Annotated in this window: 15 protein-coding genes; 9 read left to right on the top strand and 6 right to left on the bottom strand. The window is 68.4% G+C overall.

Annotated elements, in window-relative coordinates:
- Positions 1 to 7: 7 nt before the first annotated feature.
- On the top strand, positions 8 to 403 hold the full coding sequence (locus tag R3A49_01140) for an EthD domain-containing protein (protein MEZ5169335.1): 396 nt from the start codon (positions 8 to 10) through the stop codon (positions 401 to 403).
- 14 nt (positions 404 to 417) lie between these two features.
- On the opposite strand, the gene R3A49_01135 is transcribed toward R3A49_01140, so the two are convergent.
- Positions 418 to 1,644, bottom strand: a complete 1,227-nt coding sequence (locus R3A49_01135) for a S8 family serine peptidase (protein ID MEZ5169334.1) — start codon at positions 1,642 to 1,644, stop codon at positions 418 to 420.
- Positions 1,645 to 1,872: 228 nt separating this feature from the next.
- Between R3A49_01135 and R3A49_01130 the strand changes: the two genes are divergently transcribed.
- A complete protein-coding gene (locus R3A49_01130; protein ID MEZ5169333.1) occupies positions 1,873 to 2,739 on the top strand; it encodes an amidohydrolase family protein in 867 nt (288 codons plus the stop codon).
- Positions 2,740 to 2,759: 20 nt separating this feature from the next.
- A complete protein-coding gene (locus R3A49_01125) occupies positions 2,760 to 3,635 on the top strand; it encodes an amidohydrolase family protein (protein MEZ5169332.1) in 876 nt (291 codons plus the stop codon).
- On the opposite strand, the gene R3A49_01120 is transcribed toward R3A49_01125, so the two are convergent.
- From R3A49_01120 to R3A49_01110, 3 genes are all read right to left on the bottom strand, one after another.
- On the bottom strand, positions 3,632 to 5,005 hold the full coding sequence (locus tag R3A49_01120) for a sugar porter family MFS transporter (GenBank protein MEZ5169331.1): 1,374 nt from the start codon (positions 5,003 to 5,005) through the stop codon (positions 3,632 to 3,634). The genes R3A49_01125 and R3A49_01120 overlap by 4 nt on opposite strands.
- Positions 5,006 to 5,078: 73 nt before the next feature.
- Positions 5,079 to 6,239, bottom strand: a complete 1,161-nt coding sequence (locus tag R3A49_01115) for a hypothetical protein (protein MEZ5169330.1) — start codon at positions 6,237 to 6,239, stop codon at positions 5,079 to 5,081.
- Positions 6,236 to 6,865 carry a DNA-3-methyladenine glycosylase 2 family protein gene (locus R3A49_01110; GenBank protein ID MEZ5169329.1) on the bottom strand — a complete coding sequence of 210 codons (630 nt, stop codon included), beginning with the start codon at positions 6,863 to 6,865 and terminating at the stop codon, positions 6,236 to 6,238. The genes R3A49_01115 and R3A49_01110 overlap by 4 nt, the downstream gene beginning before the upstream one ends.
- A gap of 140 nt (positions 6,866 to 7,005) precedes the next feature.
- Here R3A49_01110 and R3A49_01105 point away from each other — a divergent pair, with 140 nt between their 5' ends.
- Together R3A49_01105 and R3A49_01100 are read left to right on the top strand one after the other, a co-directional pair.
- The gene (locus R3A49_01105; GenBank protein ID MEZ5169328.1) at positions 7,006 to 8,181 is read left to right on the top strand and encodes an acyl-CoA dehydrogenase family protein; all 1,176 of its coding nucleotides are present in this window, start codon (positions 7,006 to 7,008) and stop codon (positions 8,179 to 8,181) included.
- A 34-nt stretch (positions 8,182 to 8,215) separates the two neighbouring features.
- Positions 8,216 to 9,319, top strand: a complete 1,104-nt coding sequence (locus R3A49_01100; GenBank protein MEZ5169327.1) for an acyl-CoA dehydrogenase family protein — start codon at positions 8,216 to 8,218, stop codon at positions 9,317 to 9,319.
- A gap of 4 nt (positions 9,320 to 9,323) precedes the next feature.
- Here R3A49_01100 and R3A49_01095 read toward each other — a convergent pair whose 3' ends face one another.
- Positions 9,324 to 10,955, bottom strand: a complete 1,632-nt coding sequence (locus R3A49_01095; protein ID MEZ5169326.1) for an acyl-CoA synthetase — start codon at positions 10,953 to 10,955, stop codon at positions 9,324 to 9,326.
- A gap of 32 nt (positions 10,956 to 10,987) precedes the next feature.
- Positions 10,988 to 11,575: a TetR family transcriptional regulator gene (locus tag R3A49_01090; GenBank protein ID MEZ5169325.1), complete on the bottom strand. Its 588-nt coding sequence runs from the start codon at positions 11,573 to 11,575 to the stop codon at positions 10,988 to 10,990.
- An 84-nt stretch (positions 11,576 to 11,659) separates the two neighbouring features.
- On the opposite strand from R3A49_01090, the gene R3A49_01085 reads away from it, so the two are divergent.
- From R3A49_01085 to R3A49_01070, 4 genes are all read left to right on the top strand, one after another.
- Positions 11,660 to 12,949 (top strand): alkyl sulfatase dimerization domain-containing protein, encoded by a 1,290-nt coding sequence (locus R3A49_01085; protein ID MEZ5169324.1) that lies wholly within the window; start codon positions 11,660 to 11,662, stop codon positions 12,947 to 12,949.
- Between the two features lie 68 nt (positions 12,950 to 13,017).
- The gene (locus R3A49_01080) at positions 13,018 to 13,821 is read left to right on the top strand and encodes an SDR family NAD(P)-dependent oxidoreductase (protein MEZ5169323.1); all 804 of its coding nucleotides are present in this window, start codon (positions 13,018 to 13,020) and stop codon (positions 13,819 to 13,821) included.
- An 8-nt stretch (positions 13,822 to 13,829) separates the two neighbouring features.
- On the top strand, positions 13,830 to 15,107 hold the full coding sequence (locus R3A49_01075; protein MEZ5169322.1) for an alcohol dehydrogenase catalytic domain-containing protein: 1,278 nt from the start codon (positions 13,830 to 13,832) through the stop codon (positions 15,105 to 15,107).
- Positions 15,104 to 15,823, top strand: a complete 720-nt coding sequence (locus R3A49_01070) for an MBL fold metallo-hydrolase (protein MEZ5169321.1) — start codon at positions 15,104 to 15,106, stop codon at positions 15,821 to 15,823. The genes R3A49_01075 and R3A49_01070 overlap by 4 nt, the downstream gene beginning before the upstream one ends.
- The last annotated feature ends 12 nt before the right edge of the window (positions 15,824 to 15,835 follow it).

Raw genomic sequence — 15,835 nt, 5'->3', positions numbered from 1 at the left:
AGCTCTGATGATCAAGCTGATCGCACTCGTGAAGCGGAATCCGGCGCTGAGCCGAGAGGAGTTCCACCGACACTGGCGCGAACACCACGGTCCACTGATCCGCGACTCGGAGGCCGCCAACCGCTACGTCCTGCGGTACGAGCAGAATCACCGTCTCGACGACGACTACGAGCGCGACGGAACCGGCATCGGTGACGCCGGCTTCGACGGACAGTCCTTCGACGGTCTGGCCGTGCAGTGGTTCCGCTCCGTCGACGACTTCTGGGCGATGGTGGCCGATCCCGACTATCAGGCGGAGGTGGGTCCCGACGAGCAGCACATGCTGGATTTCGCCGCCACCGTGTTCCTGCTCACCGACGAGGAGGAGACCTTCATCCAACCCGTCCGAATCCAGGATCGCTGAAGCGAGTTCCGCGCTCAGCAGGCGGTGACCGCTCCCGCCGGGTTGATCAGGCCGTGCCCGAAGTAGTTGTCGAAGCCGGGTGAGCCGAGGTCGGTGGCGGTCGAGGTGAGCGCCGCCGTCACGTCGTTCGCCGACGCTGCCGGGCAGGCCGACTTCACGACCGCCGCGGCAGCCGACGCGTAGGGGGTCGCCATCGACGTCCCACTCATCGTGACGTAGGCGTTGTTGGCCCACCCTCCCGTCGACAGGATCCCGCTGCCCGGAGCCGCCACGTCGACATGGGGGCCGTAGTTCGAGAAGCCGGAGCGGATGTTGCTCGACGTGGTCGATGCCACCGTGAGGGCCTCGGGGTACCCGCCGGGGTACGACGGCGTACTCGAGTTGTTGTTACCGGACGCCGCCACCACGAGGACGCCGTCCGCCACGGCGTTCTGCACCGCCGTGCGCATCGAGGACGAATAGCCGCCGCCGCCGAGCGAGAGGTTGATCACGTCCGCTCCGTGGTCAGCAGCCCAGATGATCCCGGCCGTCACGTCCGACGTCCAGCCCGAACCGTCCTCGTCGAGGACGCGGACCGGCATGATGTGGGACCCGGGCGACCCACCGGCGACGCCCTTCCCGTTGTTGGTGGATGCCGACGCGATCCCGGCAACGTGCGTACCGTGACCGTGCGGGTCGAAGCATCCGGTCCCGCCTCCCGGGGAGACGAAGTCGGCACCGGCCTCGGTCTTGGAGCCGAGGTCCTCGTGTGTGGCACGCACCCCCGTGTCGACCACCGCGATGACTGTGCCGGAGCCGTTGGCGGTGTCCCAGGCCGACTCGAAGCTGACATTGTTCAGCGCCCACTGTTGCGAGCGTTTCGGATCGGTCGCCGTCGCCTCCACGGCCACCGGTGTGTCGGCCTCGACGGCGACGACGTCGGTCGTGGGATCCGCCTCGAGCGCCACGGCGAACTCGACGGCCTCACCGAGGTCGTCGGCTCCGTAGGTCACGACCTCGAGGTCCCCGGCGCCGTCCTCGGTGACGGCGACGACCGGAACGGTGGCCGCCTCCTGCCCCTCGCCGCCGGCGTGTGTCAGCACCTCGCTCTCGGGCCCGCCCGAGGCGCAGACCGATGGCGGCGGAGGGGGCGGCGGAGGGGGTTGCGGGATGCACGCCGCCGCCAGGAGGGCGACGCCGGACGCACAGGCGACGAGCAGCCCCCGTCGTTTCCGGGGGTCCTGTGGGTGCTCGCCGGCCATGTGACCTCCACGCGTTTGAAGCGCCCCGTGCCGCCGGGCCACTCCTGTTCGGTCTGCCTCCCCTATCGACACCCTTTGTGGTCGACTGGAGAGAAATCTCACAATGCGTGGTCACACCCCGGTGTACCTGACGGCCCGTCAGCTCGGGTACCGTCGACCGGCCGGAGGAATCCACACGGCCCGGCGAAGCGGGTCGATCGGGACGCACCGAGGAGCGTACGCGTGGGAATGCCCGACGACATCGGAGTGATCGACCTCATGATGGGTCTGCCGGCGGGTGACCCGGCGCGCTGGTACGACTTCCTGCGGACCCAGCTCCTCGACCGCGAGAGCCGGGAGGACTTCGAGTTCCCCGCCGAGTACATGTTCCACGACGTCCCCAAGGTGGAACAGCACGACGACCCGGTGGCTTTCCTCCTCCAGCAGATGGACCACCACGGCATCGAGCGGGCCATGATCGGGGTGAACTTCCGCAACGAGAACGGGGCCCGGGCGCTGCGCGACCACGGCGACCGGTTCTTCGGGAGCTTCGAGGTCGATCCCAACCGCGGGATGGAGGGAGTGCGCGAGCTCGAGCGGGCCGTCGAGGAGCTGGGCGTCAAGGCCGCCACGGCGTTTCCTGCCGGCCTGACACCGCAGGTTCCGATCAACGACCGAAAGTTCTATCCGTTGTACGCCAAGTGTGTGGAGCTCGACATCCCGATCTGCGTGTGCACCGGCGTCCCCGGGCCCCGCGTGCCGTTCGCCCCACAGGAGACCGGGCTCATCGACGAGGTGTGCTGGTTCTTCCCGGAGCTGAAGTTCGTCATGCGCCACGGCGCCGAGCCCTGGACCGAGCTCGCGGTGAAGCTCATGCTCAAGTGGCCGAACCTCTACTACTCGACCTCTGCGTTCGCCCCGAAGTTCTACCCGTCCGACGTCGTCCACTACGCCAACACCCGTGGAGTAGACAAGGTCATGTACGCCGGGTACTTCCCCATGGGCCTCAGCCTCGACCGGATCTTCTCAGAGCTCCCCGATGTGCCATTCCGTGACCACGTCTGGGAGCCGTTCCTGCGCGGCAACGCCACGCGTGTCTTCGGCCTCTCCAACTAACGCGGGACGAATCAATGTCCATGCCCAGCGACCTCGGGATCATCGATCTCATGATGGGGATGCCGTCCCCGCGCGAGGAGATGAAACGCAAGTACGACTTCCTCAAGGCCAACTTCAAGGATGCCGAGAGCCGCGAGGAATTCGAGTTCCCCGCCGAGTACATGTTCAAGGACGTTCCGAAATACGACGACGTCGAGGACCCCGTCGAGTTCCTTCTGGCGGAGATGGACCGCTTCGGCATCGAGCGCGCCATGATCAACGTCGCGGAAAACGAGGACGCGCAGCGGGCGCTTCGCGAGCACAGCGACCGGTTCCTCGGCAGCGTGTATGTCAGCCCGACCAACGGCATGGAGAGCGTGCGTCACCTCGAGAGGGCCGTGCACGAGAAAGGGGCTACGTCGGCACAGTCGTTCCCCGCCGGGCTCACGCCCCCGGTTCCGATCGACGACAAGCGCTTCTACCCCGTCTACGCCAAGTGCGTGGAGCTCGACATCCCCATCTTCCTCACCGTGGGGGTACCGGGCCCGCGGATCCCATTCTCACCACAGGATGCCGCGCGTCTCGACCAGGTGTGCTGGTTCTTCCCCGAGTTGAAGATCGTGATGCGCCACGGCGCCGAGCCGTGGACGGACCTCGCTGTGAAGCTCATGCTCAAGTGGCCCAACCTTCACTACTCCACGTCGGCGTTCGCCCCGAAGCACTACCCCGACGACATCGTGTACTTCGCCAACACGCGGGGCGCCGACCAGATCATGTACGCCGGCTACTACCCCGCGGGCCTGTCACTCGACCGGATCTTCTCAGAGCTCCCCGAGGTCCCGTTCCGCGACCACGTGTGGCCGAAGTTCCTCCGCGAGAACGCCGTGCGCGTCTTCGGACTCGAACAACTCGACTAGCTCGAGGGGCTCGTCCAGCTCGCCTCGATCTCCTCGAGCGTCCTCCCCTTGGTCTCGGGCACTCTGGCGCGGATGTACCACAGCGAACCGACACTGAGGAGGCCGAAGAGCCAGAAGGTTCCCCACGTGTGGACCTCGTCGACGAGGGTGAGGAACGTGAGCCCGACGACGAAGTTCGCACCCCAGTTCACCATCGTCGCCACCGAGATGGCCCGGCCACGTACCTTGGTGGGAAAGATCTCCGACACGATCACCCACACGATCGGCCCCAGCGAGAAGGCGAAACTGGCGATGTAGGTGCACACGAAGAACACGGCGAGGATGCCGAGCGCACCACTGTCTTCGCCCTTGTCGAGGAACACGAACGTGCCGCCGAGGGCGAACAGGCTGGCGATCATCCCCGACAGGCCGGCTGTGAGCAGCGGGATCCGTCCCCAGCGGTCGAGGTAGCGGATGGCGATGAGGGTCGCGAGCACGTTGACCGTTGACACGACCACGGTCGCCCAGATGGCGTTCTGCGCCGAACCGAACCGGGCGTCCTCGAAAATGTCGGGGGCGTAGTAGATGACGGTGTTGATGCCGGTGATCTGCTGGATGAGCGCCAGCATCACGCCGACGCCGAGAGCGGCCTTGACGCCGGGAGACAGCAGATCTGCCCAGGAGCCCGCACGCTCCTCCGCGACGGCCCCCTGCATGGCGGCGATCTCGGTGTGGGCCTCGTCATCGGACGCTCCGACCTTCTTCATCACCGCCGTGGCGTCTGCCTCCCGGTGCTGGCCGATCAGCCAGCGCGGCGACGCGGGCATTCTCGACATCCCGATGAACTGCACCGCCCCCGGGATCGCCGCCAGGCCGAACGCCCAGCGCCACCCACCGGGGTGCGAGAGGGCCTCGTCGACGAGGTCGGCGACGAGAATCCCGATCGTGATAGCGAGCTGGTAGGTGGCGACGAGGCCGCCGCGCCGCGATGCCGGCGCCATCTCGGCGATGTAGAGCGGTGCCACCGTGGAGGTGATCCCGATTCCGAGACCCAGGACGAAACGACTGGCGACCAGGAACTCGACGCCCGGGCTCAGCGCGGCAGCGGTCGCGCCCACGACGTAGATGGCGCCGGCGAAGATCAGGAGACGGCGCCGTCCGTACGTGTCGGCCGTGACGCCCGAGAGTCCGGCACCGAAGAACGCTCCGGCGAGAACCGACGACGTGACGACCCCCTGCTCGAAGCTGTTGAGGTCGAACTCGTCGGCGATGAAGCCGATGGCGCCCGAGATGACGCCGGTGTCGTAGCCGAACAGGAATCCGCCGAGAGCCGCGAACGCCGTGACGACCGGAAGGAGGGACTTCCGGGGCTGTGTCGCCGCGGGGTTCATGCGCGCAGCGTAACGACCCCCCGGCGTGGAGCAGCGGACCCATGGTGCGTCAATGAGGTCCGGATACGACACCTCATTGAAGCACTTCTTGCTGTTCGGGTTCGGGCGCGGCGCTGTAGGCCAGTGCCGCGATCAGGTCTCCCGCCGGTAAGCCGATGCGACGCTCCACGGAAAGGGTGTCGATGTCGACACTCGCGACGATGCTGCTGCCGTCGGTGCGCTGCAGGAGTGCGTAGACACGGTTGTCACCGGTCACGGCGGTGGTCGGGGCGTCGGCAACATCGTCCCCCGCCTCTGCGAGGCGCACCGACCCACCCGAGTCGAGTGACGGGCCGATGCGCGACAACGTCGGCCCGTCGCGGTTGACGAGCCATGCATCGTCGCCGACCGCGAGGAGGGCGTCGAACCGGGCTCCGAGCTCGCTGTCTGCGAGCGTCAACCGGCCTGTCTCGACGAGATCCGTCGCTGTCACCCGCACGAGCGATCCGTCGACGACGAGCCATACGGCATCCTCGCCGGCAGCGACGAGGTCCACACCGGTCGTCGCCCGCTCGGTGAGTGCGGCGACGGTCCGGATCTCGCCACTCGTCGCGTCGATCGACGCGAGACCCACGGCGACGGCCCCGTCCGACGTGGACACGTCGAAGACCGCCGTCACCGTGTCGGCGAACGCGACCACGCGTGTCGCCAGCACCTGTGCGCCGTCGGCCAGGCCGGTGAACGAGGCGGGCAGCGTTGTCTCGGCTGTCACGCCCCCTGAGGTGGCGTCGACGCGCGCCAGCGTGTCGGGCCCGGTCACGATCCATGCCGCTCCCGGAACGGAGGCCAGGATCGGCGCCGTCTCCGGGTCCACATCGCCGGTGAGATCCACGTCGGCCACGGTGGTCACGGCGTTCTCCCCGGTGTCGAGAACCCGGAACTCGGCTGTGGAGACGGACCACGAGTGGACCGAGCCCGTCGCTCCGTCGACGACGCCGAACATCTCGACAGGAACGATGGCAGGCGCACTGAGAGCCGAGTTGGTGCGAAGCGTCTGCGACCCGAACATCCACAGTGCCTCGGGCGAGTCGGGCAGATCGGGATCGAGCGCCACGGTCGTCGTGGGTCCGGAACCGCCATCGCTGTCGTCGTCGAGGCGCTGCACGAGCAAACCGAGCCCGGTCCCGACCACGGCGGCGACCGCGAGGATCAGGAGGAACGTCGTCGCCGCGATCGGCGAGCGCCGCGGGCTCACGGCGACGCCGTCTCGTCGCCGGCTGCCCGCCAGCAGTACCAGGCAACCACGGACCGGTAGGGCCGGTACGGATCACCGAGCGGCTCCAGGTCGCGGGCGGTCGGAGCCTCGCCGTCGCGCCTCCACGCCCGTCCGTACCCCTTGCGGACGCCGAAGTCACCGCTGGGCCACACGTCGAGACGTCCCAGCTGGAACATGAGGAACATGTGGGCGGTCCATGACCCGATGCCGCGCACGACGGTCAACTGCTCGACCACCGCGGCGTCGTCGTGGCGCCCGATGGTCGCCAGCCGTACGTCGCCGTTCTCCACGTGGAGGGCGAGGTCGACGATCGACGCGGCCTTGGACCCCGACAGTCCGACAGCGCGGAGCTCGTCAGGGTGCGTGGCGAGAACCGCTTCGGGTGTCGGCGAGCCGTCGTAGAGAGCGAGGAACCGGCCGTGAATGGCACGGGCCGCCGCCCCGGCGACCTGCTGACCACAGATCGAGCGCGTGAGGGCCTCGAAGCGACCGCCCGCCGGGAGGGACCCCGGCAGCCGGCAGGGTCCGTGGCGGTCGACGAGATCCGCCATGACAGGGTCACGGGCGACGAGGTCGTCGACGGCAGAGGTGAGCTCGCGGCGCACAGCGAGCAGGCTAGAAGGGGCAAGCCCCACACCGGGAGCGCACCGGATCGACACCGGCGCGGCACGCGAGCCAGAATGCAAAAAGAGAACGCGTTCTCATCGGCGGGCGGTCTGCCCGACGAGCCGGCGACGGAGCCGCGATGCACATCGGCCTGACCGACGATCAACAGGCGCTGCGCGACGAGCTCCGCGCGTACTTCGACGACCTGATGACCGACGAGATCCGCGCCGAGATGACCGGCGGCGAACTCGGTGGGCCGAACGCGCTGGAGGCGTGCCGGAAGATGGGCGCCGACGGCTGGCTCGGCGTGGGCTGGCCGAAGGAGTTCGGCGGGCAGGGCCGCTCGCCCCTCGAGCAGTTCATCTTCTACGACGAGGCGCAGCGTGCCGGTGCCCCGGTGCCCATGCTGTCGATCAACTCCGTCGCACCCACCATCATGCAGTTCGGCACCCAGGAGCAGAAGGACTTCTTCCTCCCGAAGATCCTCCGCGGCGACATCCAGTTCGCCATCGGCTACACGGAGCCGGGAGCAGGCACCGACCTTGCCTCTCTCACGACCCGGGCGGAGCGCGACGGTGACGAGTGGCTCATCAACGGCCAGAAGATCTTCACGAGCATCGCCGAGCACGCCGACTACGTGTGGTTGGCGTGCAGGACCGACCCGGACGCCGAGAAGCACCGGGGTATCTCGATCATCATCGTGCCGACAGACACCGAGGGCTTCAAGCTCACACCGATCGACATCATGGGGTCCGCGCGTACCAACGCGACGTACTACGACGACGTCCGGGTGCCGGTGTCGAACCTCGTCGGCGAGGAGAACCGCGGCTGGGATCTCATCGTCAACCAGCTGAATCACGAGCGCGTCGCCCTCGGCCCGACGGGGTGGGTTGCGAAGCGACTGGAGGAAACCACCGGGTGGGCCGGCAACACGCTGCTGCCCGACGGGCGGCGCGTGATCGACCAGGAGTGGGTGCAGCGGAACCTCGCGCAAGTCCGCGCCAAGATCGAGTTCCTGAAGCTGCTCAACTGGAAGGTCGCCTGGGCAGCCACCGAGGGACGCCTCAACGTCGCCGACGCCTCCGCCACGAAGGTGTTTGCCACCGAGTTCTTCACCGAGGCCTACCGGCTCCTCATGGAGGTGGCCGGGCCAGAGTCCGCGCTGAAGGACGACGGACCCGGGTCGTCGCTCCTGCGGCGCCTCGAGACCGCCTACCAGGGAACGTTGATCCTCACGTTCGGGGGTGGCACCAACGAGGTGCAGCGTGACCTGATCGCCATCTTCGGCCTGGGTATGCCCCGGTCGATCCGGTGACCCCGGCGAGCCTGCCCATCCGCAGAAGGACACCATGGACTTCTCACTCACCGAAGACCAGGAAGATCTCCGGGGCCTGGCGCGCAGGATCCTGTCCGACCGGGTCACCCACGACCACCTGAAGGAGGTGGAGGCCGGTGACGGCCTCGACCGCTCCACCTGGGACGAACTGGCGACGGCCGGCCTCGTGGGGATCGCCTGCTCCGAGGAGAACGGCGGCGGGGGGCTCGGTTTCCTGGAGGTCGCCATCGTGCTCGAGGAGATCGGGCGCCACGTGGCGCCCGTTCCGTACCTGTCGAGCGTGACGTCGGCGCTCGCCGTCGACCGCTTCGGAACCGATACGCAGCGCAGCGCCGTCGTCCCGGGCGCGGTGGCAGGTACCGCCCTGCTCACGCCCGCTCTCAGCGAGCAGGCCAACCCGGACCCGGCCCGCCCGACCACCACCGCCCGCGAGACGGACAGCGGGTGGGCCCTCACGGGTTCGAAGCACGCGGTGCCGTGGGCGGGCGTCTCGGACACCATCCTGGTTCCGGCGTCCACACGGGACAGCGCCGCTGTCTTCCTCGTTGCAGCCGACGCCGACGGAGTCTCGATGAATCACGAGACGGCCACCAACGACCACCCTGTGTCGACGATCACGTTCGACGGCGTCGAGGGCGAGCCACTGGGTGATTCCGACGTCCGCGCAGCTGTGCTGCCGTGGCTGCTCCGGCACACGGCGGCCGGGCTGTGCGTCACCCAGGCAGGGGTGTGCGACGCCGCGTTGAAGATGACAGCGGAGTACACATCGAGCCGTGAGCAGTTCGACCACCCGATCGCGTCGTTCCAGGCCGTGTCGCAACGGGCGGGCGATGCCTACATCGACACCCTCGCCGTGAACCTCACGGCTTGGCAGGCGGCGTGGCGACTCGCCGAGGGAGTCCCGGCCGACGACGAGATCCGCATCGCCGGCTTCTGGGCCGCCGACGGCGCATCGCGGGTCCTGCACGCGGCCTCGCATCTGCACGGCGGGATCGGCGTCGACGTCGACTACCCGCTGCACCGCTACTTCACCTGGTCCCGCTGGATCGAGCTCTCACTCGGATCGGGCAGCGAGCAACTCGTGGCGCTCGGCGCCTCGATCGCCGCCGACGCCTGATTTCTCAGGCGTCGACACCGACGAGACGGTGGGCCGTCTCCTTGGCCCACGTGTAGTCGGGCTTGCCGTTGGGAAGCCGGGCCACCTCGTCCACGTAGAACACCTCGCGGGGCACCTTGTAGCCGGCGATGTGCTGCCGGCAATGCTCCCCGAGCTCCCCCACGGACGGGTGGGTGTCGCCGCGGGCCTGGACGACGGCCGCGACGCGCTCACCCCATCGTTCGTCGGGAACACCGACAACCAGCACGTCGAAGACGTCCGGATGCGACTTGAGCGCCGCCTCGACCTCCTCGGGGTAGACCTTCTCGCCGCCCGTGTTGATCGACACGGACCCGCGGCCCAGGAGTGTGATGCGTCCGTCGTCGTCGATCGTGGCGTAGTCACCGGGGATCGAGTAGCGGACACCGTCGACGACCGGGAACGTGGCGGCGGTCTTCTCGGGATCCTTGTAGTAGCCGATTGGGACGTTCCCGGACCTGGCGAGCATCCCGACCGTGCCGGAACCGGGGACAACGGGCTTCATGTCCTCGTCGAGCACGGTCGAGCCCGGCCCCGGGTCGACCGTCGTGACACCACCCTCGGACTTCGAACCCTTCTCCGCGATCCGCATGCCGTTCATCCCACCCTCGGTGGAGCCGACGGCGTCGAGGATCATGGCGTTCGGGAGCAGCTCCAGGAGCTGCTCCTTGATCGACGGCGAGAAGACGGCCGCGGTGCTGTTGAGAGTGAGAAGGCTCGAGAGGTCGAGCTCGTCGTGGAGCGTCTCGAGGGTCTCGGCGAGAGGACGCGCCATGGCGTCGCCGGTGATGCTGAGGGTGTTGGCACGCTCCTTGGCGACGAGCCGCCACACGGCCTCGGCGTCGAACCCCGCGATGAGCAGCACCGCGTAGCCGTTGTGGAAGGCGTTGAAGCAGCCGAACTGCCCGGCACCGTGCATCAGCGGCGGCACGGGGAACATCAGGACGGCGGCGTCCTCACCGGCGGCCGCGGCCTTCTGTGAGAGCTCCTCGGGCGACCGCACGGGCTCGCGGGTGAAGGGGTCGTGGCCCCCGCCGAGGGCGAAGAAGACGTCCTCCTGGCGCCACATCACGCCCTTGGGCATTCCCGTGGTGCCGCCGGTGTAGAGCAGGTAGATGTCGTCGGGCGAACGCTCCGCGAATCCCCGTTCGGGTGACTGCGCGGCCAGGGCCTCCTCGTACTCGACGGGGCCAAGCTTCGAGTCGTCGACGTCTGTGCCGTCCTCGATACGGACGAAGTGCCGGAGGGTCGGGACGTCGCCGGCAACGACGGCGATCCGGTCGGCGTACTGACGCTGGTAGACGAGTGCCGCGAGATCCGCGTTGTCGAAGAGGTAGAGCAGTTCCGCCTCGACGTAGCGGAAGTTGATGTTCACCGGTACGGCACGGATCTTGTAGCACGCGTACATCGTCTCGATCCACTGGTTGTTGTTCAGCGAGTAGATCCCGACGTGGTCACCGGGCCCGATACCCACCGACTCGAGGTGGTGCGCCATACGGTTCATTCGTTCGTCGAGGCCGCGATAAGTGAACCGCTCTTCCTCGAAAATCAGCGCCCGACGGTCGGGGAAGGCATCGACCGACAGCTCGAAGAGGTCGGCCAGGTTGTACTCCGCCACAGTGGTCCTCCTGGACTCGCCGGCGGCCCGGTCTAGCGCGCGACGGTCGCCCCGTCGAGGAGGTCGTCGACCGCGCGGTCGAGGTCCTCGTGGACCCTCTCCCCCGGGTCGACACCACCGACCCACCCCACGAGCGACGAGAGCCACACCTGCATGATGATGCGCGCCCTCGCGAGGTCGTCGTCGGTCGGGCACTCCTCCCCGATGGCGGACGTGATGATGCCGGTCATCGTCACGGTGATCTTGCGAACGGCGTCGACCTCGCTCGGCGGCGACGACGCCAGAGCCCTCACCATGGCCGAAGTGACCTCCCGTTGCTTCAGCAGCGCCTGGTTGGCCCGCCGCAGGACGTCCTTCACGCGCTCGGCGGGTGTGTCGCCCCGCGGTGGGCGCCGATCGAGCCGGGTGACCAGACCGTCGATCTGTTCGATGTTGACCTCGAGCAACAGGCGCTCCTTGCTCGAGAAGTAGCGGTAGACGGTCCCGAGCGCCACGTCGGCCTCCGTGGCGACATCGCGCATCTGGACGGCCTCGAAACCTCCCGAGACCGCCAGGGAGACGGCGGCGTCGAGGACCCGGCGGCGGCGGGCGGCCTGGTTGCGGGCGAGCGCGGTCGTCACGGGAGAAAGTGAAACACGTTTCAGTTTCGTGCGCCAACACCGAGCCCGTGTCCCACGGGGTGCAGCGCGGCTATACCGGAGCCCGTGAGCGACCTCCTCGACCTCGCCGACGAACTGTGGGCGGGTGAGCCGACCACCACGCGCTTCGACCCCATGCGGACGTTCGGCGGTGAGGACATCGCCGACGGGGTCTTCTTCCTGGCGAGCTTCGGAAACGTCACGGCCGTCGACACCGGTGACGCTCTCCTGCTCGTCGACACCGGCCTCGAGGCCCTCGCCACCGGCAATCACGCGGCAGTGCGGCAGTGGAGCGACGCACCGGTCCACACAGCGGTGTTCACCCACGGGCACATCGACCACGTCGGGGGCCTGGCACCCTTCGAGGCCGACGCCGCCGCCCACGGCCGAACGGTGAGCGTTGTCGCCCACGAGGCCGTGCCGCGACGGTTCGACCGGTACGCCGCCACGAACGGTTACAACACGGTCATCAACCGCAGGCAGTTCGGTGCCGAGACCGGCTTCACCTTCCCCGGCACCTTCCGCCTGCCCGACACGACCTACACCGACCGGCTCACGCTCACGATCAACGGTGAAGACTTCGAACTCCACCACGGCCGCGGCGAGACCGACGACGCCACGTGGGTGTTCATGCCGCAGCGGTGCACACTCTGCTCGGGCGACTTCTTCATCTGGGCGTCACCCAACGCCGGCAACCCCCAGAAGGTGCAGCGCTACGCCGCCGACTGGGCACGCGCACTTCGCGACATGGCGGCCTGCAACGCCCACACGCTCCTGCCGGGACACGGCCCACCGATCCTGGGTGCAGACCGGGTGCGCCGGGCCCTCGTCGACACCGCAGAGTTCCTGGAGGTACTCGAGGGTCAAACCCGAGATCTGATGAACGCCGGTGCCTCCCTCGACGACGTCCTCCACACGGTGGAGGTTCCGGCACATCTCGCACAGCGGCCGTATCTCCAGCCCATCTACGACGAACCCGAGTTCGTGGTGCGCAACGTGTGGCGACTGCTCGGCGGATGGTGGGACGGAAACCAGGCCACGCTGCATCCTGCACCCGAGGACGCCGTGGCGACCGAGATCGCCGACCTCGCAGGCGGTCCCGGTGTCCTCGCCGATCGTGCCCGGGCGCTCGCATCGGCAGGTGATCTCCGCCTCGCCGGGCACCTCATCGAGCTCGCTGCGAATGCCGCCCCCGACGATCCCGGTGTCCACCGGATCCGGGCTGCGATCATGCGGAAGCGCCGCGAGGCCGCCACCTCGACGATGGCACGCGGCATCTACGGATACAGTGCTCAGGAGTCGGAAGCCGTGCTCGAGAGCGCATCCACCGACGACGAGGACGACGGCAGGCGCTGAGCAGTCATCGGGCGCGGTGGTACCGTCGCCCGCCGGCGGCCGACCGGCCCACACGACAGGGAATCGTCATGGAACTGTCCGGCTCACACATCCTCCTGACGGGCGCGTCGTCGGGAATCGGCGCCGCTCTGGCGCGTCAGTTGGCCGAGGCGGGCGCAACGCTCGGCCTCGTGGCGCGTCGCGCCGATCGCCTGGAGGAGGTCGTGACCGACTGCCGGGTGCACTCCCCCGACTCCCGCTTCTGGCCCGTCGACCTCTCCGACCTGGCGGACGCCGAAGCCGTCGTCCACGAGGCCTGGGATGCATTCGGAGGCCTCGACGCGCTCATCAACAACGCTGCGATGCCGATGCGCCGGCCGGTCGCCGAGCTCACGGCCGATGCCGTCGACGAGGTCATGAACCTCAACTTCGCGTCCCCGATGCGTATGGGACAGGCGGCTCTCCCCCGGATGCTCGAGCGCGGCTCGGGATTGATCGTCAACGTGTCGAGCATGGGGGGGCGGATCCCGATCGCCCACGAGGCCGCCTACTGCGCGGCCAAGTACGCGCTGGCCGGGTGGAGTGAGAACTCGGCGCTCGACCTGGCGCAGGACCCGGTCGACATCAAGCTGATCCTCCCCGGCCCCATCGACACCGAGATCTGGGACGTGCCGGACAACGTCGAAACCGTCTACGAGGGCGAGATGGTGTCGGCCGACGAGTGTGCCGCGGGGATCATGGAGGCCATGGTCGACGACGGCTTCGAGTACTACGTCCCTCCGGTGTTTCCCGGTGACATCGACGCCAAGAACCTCGCGATCCAGAAGACCACCGACTGCGACGCCTTCATCGACCTCATCGCCGAGGTGGCCGCCGCGGCAGGCGACGACTGAGCGCGACGGTGCGGGCACTCGTCTTCGGGGGTTCCTCCGACCCGGCCGACACGGATCCGCCCGACGCGTCGCTGTCCGGGTCGGACAACCCACGGGTGCGGAACCTCGCCAGCACGCCGATGGCCCTGACGCAGGTGGACGACCTGACCCCGCGGGCCGACGACTGGGTCGTGCTGAGCCCGCGGCTCACGGGCGTGTGCGGCTCCGACGCCAAGCAGGTCTTCATGGACACCGACGGTGACGCCTCCGACTTCTCGCTGACGGCCTTCATCTCCTTTCCGCAGGTCCTCGGCCACGAGGTGGTCGCCGACGTCACCCAGGTCGGCGACGCAGTGAGTTCCGTGTCCGTCGGCGACCGCGTCGTCCTGAACTGCTGGCTCTCGTGCGCTCCGAGAGGGATCGACCCGGTCTGTCCCGCCTGCGCGGCCGGTGATCTGTCGCTCTGCTGGAACTTCACCAGCGGCTCCCTGGCGCCCGGTATCCACTCGGGCAACTCGAGCGATGGGCCCGGGGGCTTCGCCGACGCGATGCCTGCACACGAGTCGATGTGTGTCCCGGTCCCCGACGGCGTGTCCGACGAGGCGGCGGTGCTCGCCGACCCCTTCGCCGTGTCACTCCACGCCGTCGCACGCCATCCGCCCCCGAACGGTGGCCGGGCCCTCGTGTGGGGAGCAGGCGCCCTCGGTCTCACGACGGTCGCGATCCTCGCCGCCCTCCATCCCGACGTCGACGTCCACTGCGTGGCGCTGCACGCGGCCCAACAGGACCTGGCGCGACACTTCGGCGCCACGGTCGTCGACGCAGCCGAGGACGCAGAGACGATCGTCCGCCGTCTCGCCGACGACACCGGTGCGGTACTCCACCAGCCGTGGAAGGGGCTCCCCGTGGCCCACCCGGGAACGATCGACATCACCTACGACACAGTGGGCAAGCCCGCAACTCTCGAAACGGCCCTCCGGCTGATGGTCGCGCGCGGGACGATCGCCGTCACGGGGGTGAGCGCCGCCGGGCGCTTCGAGTGGTCGCCCTGGTACTTCAAGGAGGTCGACATCGTGGGGTCCAACGCCTTCGGTGTCGAAGAGGTCGACGGCGTCCGGCGCCACGCGCTGGAGCACTACCTCGATCTCGTGAGCAGCGGCCGGATCGACGTCACACCGATGCTCACACACACCTTCCGCCTCGACGAGTGGCGCGACGCGTTCCGTGCGCTGGCCGACCAGCACGACACGGGAGCGGTCAAGGTTGCCTTCGACCTCCGCCCGCCCACTGATGGAACGCCCGCATGAGTGACCGTCTCTACTTCCGTCAGCTCCTCTCGGGTCGCGACTTCGCGACGAGCGACCCGCTCGCCTCCCAGATGGTGAACTTCAGCTATCTGATCGGTGACCGTGAAACAGGCGACGCCGTGGTCGTCGATCCCGCCTACGCCGTGGACGACCTGGTCGACACGCTCGAGGCCGACGGGATGACGCTCACAGGTGTTCTCGCCACCCACTTCCACCCCGACCACATCGGCGGTGACCTCATGGGGTACTCGATCGAGGGGGTGCAGGCACTTCTCGAGGGGGACCGGCTCGACGGCCCCGTCCACATCCAGCGCAGCGAGGAGGAGTGGGTACGACGTGTCGTTGCGCTCGGCGACACCGACCTGGCGGTTCACGACTCGGGCGACACGGTCATGGTCGGCGAGATCCCCGTCCAGCTCATCCACACACCGGGCCACACCCCCGGCAGCCAGTGCTTCTACGTCGACGACCGGCTCGTGGCCGGCGACACCCTGTTCCTCGACGGCTGCGGACGCACCGACCTCCCCGGCAGTGATCCCGACGCCATGTACGAGAGCATCCACACGAGGCTCGCCCGCATCCCCGATCACGCCACCCTGTTCCCCGGACACCTCTACTCACCGGAACCGTCGGCGTCGCTCGGCGACACGCGGGAGCGCAACTACGTGTTCCGCTTCTCGACCCCCGAGCAGTGGCGCGCGATGTTCGGCGGCTGACCCACGACCGCT

This window comes from Acidimicrobiia bacterium (assembly GCA_041394025.1).
Lineage (GTDB): Bacteria > Actinomycetota > Acidimicrobiia > IMCC26256 > JAOSJL01 > JAOSJL01.
This window is presented reverse-complemented; position numbering and strand designations above follow the sequence as displayed.